This is a genomic window from Delftia sp. GW456-R20, assembly GCF_001622915.1.
GTDB lineage: Bacteria > Pseudomonadota > Gammaproteobacteria > Burkholderiales > Burkholderiaceae_C > Comamonas > Comamonas acidovorans.
The window spans coordinates 1756746-1768540 of the sequence record NZ_LWCN01000004.1; the positions used below are offsets into that span (position 1 = coordinate 1756746).

Genomic DNA, 11795 nt, shown 5'->3' on the forward strand with positions numbered 1-11795 from the left:
TGATTTTCATTTCTCTTCGCAAAATCAATCAGTTGATGCCACCCGAAATATCAGCGACTCGCCTTATGATTTTTGCATATTGAGCTGCTCTTCGATTCCAGGAATATTCTTCAATGGCATCTTCACGGCGTGCCAGCGCGCCTTTCAAACCATTCTCCAGCCACTTTGCATGGAGATCTCTTATTGCCCCTGCTATATGGCCTGATTCGTTACACACAGCCCATCCGGCGCCAACATTCGAAATCAACAGTCCGGCCTCGTCCGTTTCAGACATGGCAATATGCAGTATGGGAACTCCCGCGCCCAAGTATTCATAAATTTTCCCCGGAACCTGAAATGCCTGTCGGTTACCCAGGCTGAGAAGAACGTCACAGCTCTGTTGAGCCATCAGGCAGATGTGATGATCCACGGCCCCATGGAATATGACATGCCCAATTCCTTCGAACAGCGATTGATAGGCAGTGTGATTTCCGTAGAAATCAACCTGAATAGTCAAGTCTTCCAGCGACTTCAGAGCGATGGCAAGTTGCGCTGGCGATCGGAAATCCTCGTAGAAATTCCCTGTGTAGACTATTTTCAGTAGTTCTGAGCACCGATGACCGATATGAGTGCTTTTCTCACCTCTGCTTGGAAAGCCTTGTGTCACGCATGAGAATTTTTCACGGATATCCTGCAGGCCATGGCGATTCATGAACAATTCGGAAGCAGCTTCCGTTGTCACAACGGCGGCGTCGGCCCGCTTGAGCACCATGGCTTCAAAGGCAAGGTCAAAGCGGTAGCGCCATTTTGGCGCATGTGGCGCAACAACCGGGTCGGCCAGATCGGCAATGAGGGGTAGCTGGGAGATCCGTTTGCCTAGCAATCCCAGAATCAGGCTCGCACCAGGCTCATGGGAAGACACAATTGCGTTATATGATTTCGATCCAAGCAACTGGATCAATCGCAGCGAGGCAGAAAAAACCCATTCACTCCGGAGATCGGGAAATATGATTCGATCGAGAAACTGCCGACCCCAACGGTATATTTTCAACAAGGTGGTAGTCTGGTGCGATGGATCCACTGGAGCGACCTTGCCTGGAGAGTCCTTCTGATTCTTCAATCTGGACATGAGCAGATAGATGCTCTGTGAAACACCCACATACGGCCCGGCCCATGTTCGATGCACGATCACATCACCATGAAGTTCTTCACTGAATGGAGGTAGCGCCGGCATATTCGGACAGAGCACATGGACTTCAATACCCAGTTTTGCAAATTCGTTTGCCAGATAAAACCATCGCAGCGATTGACCTGAAATTATCGGGGAAATTCGTAAGCGATCAGGAGAATGCGCATGGTCACTATTCATGGGTCCTGTTTCAGCATTATTCCAGGCGCATTCTTTGTCTCGAGAGGCATTCAATACCCTTTTAGGGAATTCATTTTTCTATCGGTATGCCGCATACGTCGCGCCGCCTCTTATCGCATTTCATGTTACCTCAATAAAAAGCATGGCACCACATCTATCTTCAATATGAAGCGACGGCACAAGCGGCCGCCTGGCTAGCAGTTTCTAAAAACGTGTCGCCTGTGCGACGCTTCGTAGCATGAGTTTTTCATAAAAATATTGATAATTTAATTTCGATAGTTGATAACTATTTAAATTCTGCAGATATTCAGCCTTGCGAGGGGCTTGGGCGGCAACTCTGGTATCAGGCCCTGTCGATCAGCGGCTACGCCCTTCGCCTTGAACCCCAAAGCAAAAACACCGCAGGCACATCAGCGCCTGCGGTGTCAGGGATGCGATCCAGAACTGGATCGAGCGTGGGGAAATATCAGCCTACACGGCGCAATCCCGATCAGGAGTCAGCGGATTTCAACGCGCCGTCGTATCGCTGCTGGCCGCCACGATGGGGATATAGAACTCCCCGCCGGCGCGGTTGAATTCCTCGGCCTTCGCCTGCATTCCGGCGGCAATGCCTTCCTGCTCGGCCACGCCCTTGGCAGCGGCGAATTCGCGCACTTCCTGGGTGATCTTCATGGAGCAGAACTTGGGGCCGCACATGGAGCAGAAGTGCGCCACCTTGGCGCTGTCCTTGGGCAGGGTTTCGTCGTGGTAGGCCTGGGCGGTGTCGGGGTCCAGGCCCAGGTTGAACTGGTCCTGCCAGCGGAAGTCGAAGCGGGCCTGGCTCAGCGCGTCGTCGCGGGCGCGGGCGCCGGGGTGGCCCTTGGCGACGTCGGCCGCGTGGGCGGCGATCTTGTACGCGATGATGCCCTGCTTGACGTCGTCTCGGTCGGGCAGGCCCAGGTGTTCCTTGGGCGTGACGTAGCACAGCATGGCGGTGCCGAACCAGCCGATCATGGCCGCGCCGATGGCGCTGGCGATGTGGTCGTAGCCGGGCGCGATGTCGATGGTCAGCGGGCCCAGGGTGTAGAACGGCGCCTCGTGGCAGTGCTTGAGCTGCTCGGTCATGTTGGCCTGGATCATGTGCATGGGCACGTGGCCGGGGCCTTCGATCATGGTCTGCACGTCGTGCTTCCAGGCCAGTTGGGTCAGCTCGCCCAGGGTCTTGAGTTCGGCGAACTGGGCTTCGTCATTGGCATCCGAGGCGCTGCCGGGGCGCAGTCCGTCGCCCAGCGAGAAGCTGACGTCGTACTGCTTCATGATGTCGCAGATGTCCTCGAAGTGCTCGTACAGGAAGCTCTCGCGGTGGTGGGCCATGCACCACTTGGCCATGATGGAGCCGCCGCGCGAGACGATGCCCGTGCGGCGCTGGGCCGTGAGGTGGATGTAGGCCAGTCGCACGCCGGCGTGGATGGTGAAGTAGTCCACGCCCTGCTCGGCCTGCTCGATCAGGGTGTCGCGGAAGATGGGCCAGGTCAGGTCCTCGGCGATGCCGCCCACTTTCTCCAGCGCCTGGTAGATGGGCACGGTGCCGATGGGCACGGGCGAGTTGCGGATGATCCAGTCGCGCGTGGTGTGGATGTTCTTGCCGGTGGACAGGTCCATCACGTTGTCCGCACCCCAGCGGATGGCCCAGACCAGCTTCTCGACCTCTTCCTCGATGCTGGAGGTGACGGCCGAGTTGCCGATGTTGGCGTTGATCTTGACCTTGAAGTTGCGCCCGATGGCCATGGGCTCGATCTCGGGGTGGTTGATGTTGGCCGGGATGATGGCGCGGCCGCGCGCCACTTCGTCGCGCACGAATTCGGGCGTGATGATCTTGGGGATGGCGGCGCCCAGGCCGTTGCCGGCCAGGCGTGCCTCGCGCGCGGCGTCCTGCTGGTACTCGGCCATCCATTCGCGGCGGCCGTTCTCGCGCAGGGCCACGTATTCCATCTCGGGCGTGATGATGCCCTTGCGCGCGTAGTGCATCTGGGAGACGTTGCCACCGCTTTTCGCGCGGCGGGGTTGGCGCTGCAGCGAAGCGGCCTCGGCCCGCAGGCGGGCCACGCGCTCGTCCTCCTCGCCGCGCTTGCCGCCGTCGTCCAGCGCCTGGCGCAGGCGGCCGGCGTAGTACTCGCTGTCGCCGCGCGACTCGATCCAGGCATTGCGCACGCCCGGCAGGCCGCTGCGCACATCGATGGCCACGGCCGGATCGGTGTAGGGGCCCGAGGTGTCATAGACACTGACCTGCTCGCCATTGGTCAGCTGGATATCGCGCACGGGCACGCTCAGGCCGGCATGCAGGCTGCCTTGCAGATAGCTCTTGGTGGAGGCCGGGAACGGCTTGCGCGACTGCGCCAGCAGGTCGGAAAAACGCTGTGCGTCTGGAGCTTCGCCGGCTGCGGGGGTGAAGATGGAATCGGGAGCGTTCATGTCGGGTTCCTTGCGTTCAAAGCGTCGATCAACAACGCTCCGGGAACCGGACACTCCTTGGGCTGTGCCAAAGGCCGCGCACCGGGCTATGCCAGTGTGGGCCTGCCAGGGCCGTATGGCCTTGGCCCCTGGTTGCCACGCACGCCAAGGCGCACGAGCAGCCTTGGTTGGCAAGGGACGATGTGCGTTGGATGGTGGCCTGCCTGGCCGTTGCGGCCCTGCGTGTATCCGCCGTGGCGGACTTCCATCCTCTGACTTCGGCCCCGCTTCAGGGTCCCGCTCTTCTTCCGCCGGTATCAACCGGATCAAGTTCGTCGGGTTCGCCGCCTGGCCCATGCAGCGCATGGACCGGTTGGCATCTCAGTGCATCAGCACACCCCGGAGCAGAGCGCAGTATAGGGGATGGCAAGGCGCCCTTGCCCTGCGGGTTTGCCCAGGGGCCTGAAAGCCCTGCTCAGTCGAAGCCGCGCATCTGCGCCCATTCGGCCACCGGTGCGCGCGTGGCGCGCCAGCCGTTGATGGGGGCATCCTTGTCCTCGTAGCCCAGCGCAATGCCAAAGGCCACGTGGTAGCCCTCGGGCAGCGCCAGCGCCTGGGTCACGGCGTCGTTGTAGCGGCGCCAGAAGCCCTGGGCGCAGGTGGCCAGGCCATTGGCGCAGGCCAGCAGCATGAAGGACTGCAGGTAGATGCCCAGGTCCACCCATTGCGGCAGGCCCATGCGCTCGTCCACCGCCACGATCAGGCCCACGGGCGCGCCGAAGAACTGGCCGTTGCGCGCCAGCTGCTCCAGCCGCGCGGGCTTGTCGTCGCGCGGAATGCCCAGCGACTGGTACAGCTCTTCGCCATTGGCAAAGCGCCGGCTGCGGTAGGGCTCCCAGAGGTTGGGCGGGTAGGACAGGCCGGGCTGGGCGTCCTGGGGCTCGGCTTCGGCAACGGCGGTCAGCAGTTGCTGCAGCGGCTCGCCCGTCAGCGCCAGCACGCGCCAGGGCTGCAGGTTGCCACCCGAGGCCGCTTGTGCCGACTGTTCCATCAGGGAGCGCACCAGCGCCGCATCGGGCGACTGGGGCAGGAAGGCGCGCACGGAGCGGCGCGCATGCAAGGCCTGTTCAACGTTCATGCTGGTCGGAGTCTCCGGTCTTCTTGGGGGATCTTGGGGATCTTTGGTGATCTTCTGCAGGCCTACTTGCCCATGATCTGGTCGATCTTGTCCTTCTGAAACGCCTGCGGGCGCTCGGACTCGCAGGGCACGCAGTCGCCCACCTTGCTGCCGGCAGAGAGCTTGGCAATGGCCTCCCACAACAGCGCGATCTGCTGCTCATGCGCGGCCGCGCCATCGCTCAGGCCGCGCATGGCCTGGGCCACGGGGTCCATTTCCTGGGTGATGCCGTAGGCCGTGAACGGCTGGGGCGCGGCAGCCGACGGGACCTTGATGGCCTCGGACCTGGCAGATGCCAGGTCGTGCTCGGTCACATCGGCGCTGTGGCCGTTCTTGCTGGCGATGATGCGCGCCGGAATGCCCACCGCCGTGGCGCCTGCGGGCACGGGCTTGATGACCACGGCATTGCTGCCGATCTTGGCACCGTCGCCCACCTCGAAACCGCCCAGCACCTTGGCGCCCGCGCTGACCACCACATCGCGGCCCAGCGTGGGATGGCGCTTGGCGCCCTTGTACAGCGAGGTGCCGCCCAGGGTCACGCCGTGGTAGATGGTGCAGCCGTCGCCAACCACGGCCGTCTCGCCGATGACGACGCCCATGCCGTGGTCGATGAACACGCGCTCGCCGATGACGGCGCCGGGGTGGATCTCGATGCCGGTCAGCCAGCGGCCGATGTGCGAGATGAAGCGCCCCAGCCACTTGAGGCCATGGTTCCAGCACCAGTGCGCCGGGCGCTGCAGCCAGATCGCATGCAGACCCGGATAACAGGTGATGACCTCCCAGGTGCTGCGTGCCGCAGGGTCGCGGTCGAGGATGCACTGGATATCGGAGCGCAGGCGGTCAAGCATCTAGGGGCTGGTTATTGTTGACAAGACCGCTCAGTCTAGCGTTTCGCTGGAGTGCTCTGCAGCATGGCCTTCGCAACACCGCGCAGGATGTGGATTTCCTCGGCGGTCAGTTGCGAGCGGTTGAAAAGCTGGTTGAGGCGCGGCATGAGCTTCTTGGGTGCGGCCGGATCAAGAAAGCCGATATGCGCCAGCGCCTGCTCCCAATGGCCCAGCATGCCGGCCACCTGGGCCGCGTCGGCGCGCTGCGGCGCGGGCGTGTGCTCCACCACGGGAAAGCCGCCCAGCGCCTGGCGCCACTCGTAGGCCACCACCTGGATGGCTGCCCCCAGGTTCAGCGAGCCGAACTGCGGATTGGACGGAATCGACAGCGCCACATCGCTGCGGTAGACATCGTCGTTGCTCATGCCGAAGCGCTCGCAGCCGAACAGGAAGGCCACGCCGGACTGGTTGCAGCGCGGCGTGGGAGCCGGTGCGGACACGGATGCATCGGTGGTCGGCGCCGCTTCATCGGGCGCATCGGCCTCATCGGGTGCAGCCAGCACATCCAGCGCCCCGCTGAGCAGCAGCTCGAAATGCTGGCGCGGCGTGCGCGTGGGCGGGCCGAAGTCGCGCGGCGTCATGGCCGTGGCGCACAGGTGGCTGATGCCGTCCAGCGCCTCCTCCAGCGTCTCGACCACGCGCGCATTGCCCAGCACGTCCAGCGCGCCGCTGGCCCGCTGGATGGTCTCTTCCTTGCGCAGCACGTTGGGCCAGCGCGGGCGCACCAGCACCAGGTCGTCAAAGCCCATGGTCTTCAAGGCGCGGGCGGCGGCGCCCACATTGCCGGCGTGGCTGGTTTCTATCAGTACGAATCGGGTTTTCATGGCATCGCTGGCCTGCCGGCGCCGGCAGAGCCCCCAAGACGGGACAGGTTGCGCAGCACAAAACGGACAAGGCGGGTAAAATTGCGCGCTATTGTCGCCGCCCCGCATCGCCGGACGCGGCTTTTTCCGTTCTTACCCGCGTCAAACAGCCTGCTTTTGCCAGAGAGGACCGTCCTCTCCTTGCACAGCCGCTGCTCCGCCAACGCCTCACAATCTATGTCGACCAACCTGCATCCCATGCTCAACGTGGCCATCAAGGCCGCACGCGCCGCCGGCGCCATCATCAACCGCGCGGCTCTTGACGTGGAATCCGTGCGTGTCGCACAAAAGCAGGTCAACGACTTTGTGACCGAGGTGGACAAGGCGGCCGAGCAGGCCATCATCGAAACCTTGCTGGGCGCCTACCCGGGCCACGGCATCCTGGCCGAGGAATCGGGCAACGAGTTCGGCGCCAAGAACTCCGACTACGTCTGGATCATCGATCCGCTGGACGGCACCACCAACTTCATCCACGGCTTCCCCGTGTACTGCGTGAGCATTGCCCTGTCCTTCAAGGGCAAGGTCGAGCATGCCGTGGTGTACGACCCCTCGCGCAACGACCTGTTCACCGCCACGCGCGGCCGCGGCGCCTACCTGAATGACCGCCGCATCCGCGTGTCCAAGCGCATTCAGCTCAAGGACAGCCTGATCTCCACCGGCTTCCCCTTCCGCCGTGGCGACAACTTCAAGCAGTACATGAACATGCTGGGCGACGTGATGCAGGAAACCGCAGGCGTGCGCCGCCCCGGCGCCGCCGCGCTGGACCTGGCCTACGTGGCAGCCGGCTTTGCCGACGGTTTCTTCGAAAGCGGCCTGCAGATCTGGGACGTGGCCGCCGGCAGCCTGCTGGTGACCGAGGCCGGTGGCCTGGTCGGCAACTTCACGGGCGAGGCGGATTTCCTGGAGCAGAAGGAATGCCTGGCGGGCAATCCGCGCATCTATGGTGCGCTGGTCGGCATCGTTGGCAAGTACAGCAAGTTTGCTTCTGCTGGTGAGAAGGCTGGTGTGCGGCAGGCGCTGTCTGATTCTGGAGAGGCGGCTCCCGTCGCTGATGCTGAAACTGCTGAGTCTGAGCAGCAGCCTGAGGCTTGATTCCGGCTTCTACTCTCTTATGAAAAACAGCTCCTTCAAGGAGCTGTTTTTCATTGGGCCTTTGGATTTGGGACGGGGCGCTTGTTTTTGTCCCTGCCGGGGGGGTGTTTTTCGAGGCCGGGTCTCGGCCCGGCGGCCGACCTACCTTTCTTTGATTCGTCACCGGTACGCCGGCCGAAGAAACGTAGGCCAAAGAAAGACGACCCGAATGTCCACGTCCCTTCGCTTCGCTGCGGGCAACCTGCGCCGGGCCGCCTGCGGGGTTCGCCGTGAAACTCACTTCGCGCTGCGCGCTACGTTCAAACAATCACGGCGAGTCAGAGGACGAGGCAGTCCTGTCCTGCGGCAGGACTGCAACCCCGCAGGCGGCCCGACGCAGGCGTGGGCATACGGGAGGGGTGCGGGCCACGGCCATGGCCTCACGGCCTGGCCTGTGGCGCGGAGCTCTTTTACTTGACCCGTGCGTTGATCACAGCCTCGGCCACGTTGCGCGGTGCTTCGGCGTAGTGCTTGAACTCCATGGAGTAGGTGGCACGGCCTTGCGTTTGCGAGCGCAGGGAGGTGGCGTAGCCGAACATTTCGGACAGCGGCACTTCGGCCTTGATGGACTTGCCGCCGCCGGCCATGTCGTCCATGCCCTGCACCATGCCGCGCCGCGAGGACAGGTCGCCCATGACGGTGCCGGCGTAGTCCTCAGGCGTCTCGACTTCCACGGCCATCATGGGCTCCAGGATGACGGGGCTGGCCTTTCTCGCCGCTTCCTTGAAGCCGAAGATGGCCGCCATCTTGAAGGCCATTTCGTTGGAGTCCACGTCGTGGTAGGAGCCGAAGGTCAGCGTGACCTTGACGTCCACCACGGGGTAGCCGGCCAGCACGCCGCTGGTCAGGGCCTCGACCACGCCCTTTTCCACCGCAGGGATGTACTCGCGCGGCACCACGCCGCCCTTGATGGCGTCGACGAACTCGAAGCCCTTGCCAGGCTCCTGCGGCTCGACCGTGAAGACCACGTGGCCGTACTGGCCCTTGCCGCCTGACTGGCGCACGAACTTGCCGTCCACATCGGTGACTTTCTTGCGGATGGTCTCGCGGTAGGCCACCTGGGGCTTGCCCACGTTGGCTTCCACGTTGAACTCGCGCTTCATGCGGTCCACGATGATTTCCAGGTGCAGCTCGCCCATGCCGGCAATGATGGTCTGGCCCGATTCCTCATCGGTGCGCACGCGGAAGGACGGATCTTCGGCGGCCAGGCGCGACAGGGCGATGCCCATCTTTTCCTGGTCGGCCTTGGACTTGGGCTCCACGGCCTGGGCGATCACGGGCTCGGGGAAGACCATCTTCTCCAGCACGATGGGCGCGGACGGGTCGCACAGAGTCTCGCCCGTGGTCACGTCCTTCAGGCCCACGCAGGCGGCAATGTCGCCGGCGTGGATTTCATCGACCTCCAGGCGTTCATTGGCATGCATCTGCACGATGCGGCCAATGCGCTCCTTCTTGTCCTTGACGGAGTTGAGCACGCTGTCGCCCTTGTTGAGCACGCCCGAGTAGACGCGCACAAAGGTAAGCTGGCCCACGAAGGGGTCGGTCATCAGCTTGAAGGCCAGGGCAGAGAACTTCTCGCTGTCATCGGCATGGCGCACGATGATGGAGCCGTCTTCCGCATGGCCTTCCACGGGCGGCACTTCCAGCGGGGAAGGCATGAGCTCGACCACGGCGTCCAGCAGGCGCTGCACACCCTTGTTCTTGAAGGCCGAGCCGCACAGCATGGGCTGGATCTCGCCCGCAATGGTGCGCAGGCGCAGGCCACGCAGGATGTCGGTCTCGGGCAGGTCGCCCTCTTCCAGGTAGCGGTTCATCAGGTCTTCGCTGGCCTCGGCAGCCGCCTCCACCATGGACTCGCGCCACTTTTTGGCGTCTGCCACCATGGCGGCGGGAATGTCCTGGTACTCGAACTTCATGCCCTGCGTGGCCTCGTCCCAGATGATGGCCTTCATCTTGAGCAGGTCCACCACGCCGGTGAACTGCTGCTCTGCGCCAATGGGCAGCACGATGGGCACGGGGTTGGCCTTGAGGCGGTCGATCATCATCTGGCGCACGCGCAGAAAATCCGCGCCCGTGCGGTCCATCTTGTTGACGAAGGCCAGGCGCGGCACTTTGTACTTGTTGGCCTGGCGCCAGACCGTCTCTGACTGCGGCTGCACGCCGCCCACGGCGTCATAGACCATCACGGCGCCGTCGAGCACGCGCATGGAGCGCTCCACTTCAATCGTGAAGTCCACGTGGCCCGGGGTGTCGATGATATTGATGCGGTGCTGGTCAAAGCGGCCGTCCATGCCCTTCCAGAAGCAGGTGGTGGCCGCCGAGGTGATGGTGATGCCGCGCTCCTGCTCCTGCTCCATCCAGTCCATGATGGCGGCGCCTTCGTGCACCTCGCCCAGCTTGTGGCTCACCCCGGTGTAGAACAGGATGCGCTCGGTCGTGGTGGTCTTGCCGGCATCGATGTGCGCGGAGATACCAATGTTGCGATAGCGTTCTATGGGGGTATGGCGGGCCATGAAAGGACTCCTGGGTGCTACGAAAGCGTAAGTGCGTGATCTGCCGGTTCGAAGGGTCGGATTCTCGCGGGGGTTGAATGAGGGTTGATGACAATTTGAATGTACGAAGACAATCGTACTATCTTCCGCAACTTCTTGCAGAACGATTCATGTTTTCACCACGCCATGCCCCTGTCTGCCAGATAACTGCCCGCGCCACGCCGCATCAGCGACGTGCGGCATTGCTTCCATGGCACAGTGGCGCCCCATCGACAGGATTGCGGCTTACGCAAGAAGGAACGCCACCAGCGTTCTTCCACAGGGCGCAGCGCGTTGCTGCAACCTGTTTGCGTAAGTCCTGAGGACGATTCATGCTTGCCAACCACCCCGACCGCGAACAGATACGCCTGGAAAACCTGCTCAACGCCCTGGGCAACCCCCTGCGCCTGGCCGTGGTGCGCGCGCTGGCCGCAGGCCATGAGCGCGCCTGCGGCTCGCTGCTGCAGGGCCAATCCAAATCCACCATGACCCACCACTGGCGCGTGCTGCGCGACAGCGGCGTGATCTGGCAGCGCCCCGATGGCCGGGAAAACCTGCTCTCCCTGCGCCGCGAAGACCTGGACGCGCGCTTTCCCGGCCTGCTGGACGCGCTGCTGCAGGCCCTGGCCGAAGACCCGCTCACCGAACAGGCCACGGCCGCCCACCTCAAACCCTGCCCTTGAAGCCCGGCCCCTGCAACGCAGGCGGCAGCCCTGCGCCCTACCCCTTCACGGCAAGCGCCGCAGCAACGCCCTCATCCGCAAACCGCTTGGCCGCCTTGAGCAGATAGCTCACGGCATAGAGGATGGGGTCGTCGGCCTCGTCGCCATTCAGATGGTCCACCACCTCGATGGCATAGCCCAGGTCCACCGCCGTGTCGTGCAGCAGGCCCAGCAGTTCCTGGTCCTGCGGCTCCAGCGACTGCGCCTGATCTGCCTTGGCGTAGTAGATGCGCAGCAGGTCGCGGCACACGCAGTTGATGGCCGTGATGTTGTGGCGGGCGTGCAGATCCAGAACGTCCAGCGCGGCGCCAAGGTGCAAGACGGCGTCGATGGCCAGGTCTTCGAGGTTGGGTTGGGGAGTGGTGGCGAAGGTTCGTTGCTCAAATGAACCTGGGTGTGCGTGAGTCATGGCTCACAATTCTTGATTCGCGGGGAGAACGGGACCACGTTTTCTTTAACTCATAGCCGGGGGGGCAAACGATCAGCGCAGGCTTCAAAAGCCAGCCGTCATTAGCCAACCTCGCCGATATTGAGCGCTCGTACATGGACCAGGTGGAGCGTGGCGAGCACATGCCGACCTCGACTATCGTGTTCAAGGATTGCGCGGGGGCTGGGGTGTAGTGCGGCTGAGGTGATGGGGAGGGCCGAGGAGGAGCTGGGAGCGGCAGGCTAGAGGCCAAGTCCTGCTGGAAGAGGCTTGGTGGCG

Annotated in this window: 9 protein-coding genes, 1 pseudogene and 1 riboswitch; of the genes and pseudogenes, 3 read left to right on the forward strand and 7 right to left on the reverse strand. The window is 63.1% G+C overall.

Translation table 11 applies throughout. The features are described 5' to 3' along the window. Nucleotides 1-28 precede the first annotated feature (28 nt). The 5 genes from A4F85_RS29655 to A4F85_RS13220 form a co-directional block, all read right to left on the reverse strand. On the reverse strand, nucleotides 29-1348 hold the full coding sequence (locus tag A4F85_RS29655; protein WP_082848203.1) for a glycosyltransferase: 1320 nt from the start codon (nucleotides 1346-1348) through the stop codon (nucleotides 29-31). A gap of 507 nt (nucleotides 1349-1855) precedes the next feature. Then, a complete protein-coding gene (gene thiC, locus A4F85_RS13205) occupies nucleotides 1856-3799 on the reverse strand; it encodes a phosphomethylpyrimidine synthase ThiC (RefSeq protein ID WP_063326836.1) in 1944 nt (647 codons plus the stop codon). 265 nt (nucleotides 3800-4064) lie between these two features. Continuing rightward, a riboswitch (TPP riboswitch) is annotated at nucleotides 4065-4190 on the reverse strand. A 63-nt stretch (nucleotides 4191-4253) separates the two neighbouring features. Then, the gene (locus A4F85_RS13210) at nucleotides 4254-4916 is read right to left on the reverse strand and encodes a nitroreductase (protein WP_012204232.1); all 663 of its coding nucleotides are present in this window, start codon (nucleotides 4914-4916) and stop codon (nucleotides 4254-4256) included. A 62-nt stretch (nucleotides 4917-4978) separates the two neighbouring features. Beyond that, entirely contained in the window at nucleotides 4979-5803 is an 825-nt protein-coding gene (gene cysE, locus A4F85_RS13215; RefSeq protein WP_047218742.1) for a serine O-acetyltransferase, read from the reverse strand. Between the two features lie 35 nt (nucleotides 5804-5838). Then, nucleotides 5839-6666, reverse strand: coding sequence for an RNA methyltransferase (locus tag A4F85_RS13220; RefSeq protein WP_063326837.1), 828 nt, complete (start codon nucleotides 6664-6666; stop codon nucleotides 5839-5841). Nucleotides 6667-6882: 216 nt separating this feature from the next. Between A4F85_RS13220 and A4F85_RS13225 the strand changes: the two genes are divergently transcribed. Continuing rightward, on the forward strand, nucleotides 6883-7797 hold the full coding sequence (locus A4F85_RS13225; RefSeq protein ID WP_016449664.1) for an inositol monophosphatase family protein: 915 nt from the start codon (nucleotides 6883-6885) through the stop codon (nucleotides 7795-7797). Between the two features lie 449 nt (nucleotides 7798-8246). Here A4F85_RS13225 and fusA read toward each other — a convergent pair whose 3' ends face one another. Further along, entirely contained in the window at nucleotides 8247-10349 is a 2103-nt protein-coding gene (gene fusA / locus A4F85_RS13230) for an elongation factor G (RefSeq protein WP_063326838.1), read from the reverse strand. A gap of 350 nt (nucleotides 10350-10699) precedes the next feature. On the opposite strand from fusA, the gene A4F85_RS13235 reads away from it, so the two are divergent. Further along, nucleotides 10700-11050 (forward strand): ArsR/SmtB family transcription factor, encoded by a 351-nt coding sequence (locus tag A4F85_RS13235; protein ID WP_012204227.1) that lies wholly within the window; start codon nucleotides 10700-10702, stop codon nucleotides 11048-11050. Between the two features lie 37 nt (nucleotides 11051-11087). Here the strand turns inward: A4F85_RS13235 and A4F85_RS13240 are convergent, their stop codons facing one another. Next, the gene (locus A4F85_RS13240) at nucleotides 11088-11498 is read right to left on the reverse strand and encodes a hypothetical protein (protein ID WP_063326839.1); all 411 of its coding nucleotides are present in this window, start codon (nucleotides 11496-11498) and stop codon (nucleotides 11088-11090) included. 89 nt (nucleotides 11499-11587) lie between these two features. Between A4F85_RS13240 and A4F85_RS31150 the strand changes: the two are divergent. After that, nucleotides 11588-11762, forward strand: a pseudogene (locus tag A4F85_RS31150) (helix-turn-helix domain-containing protein); the annotation flags it as partial. Nucleotides 11763-11795: the final 33 nt, after the last annotated feature.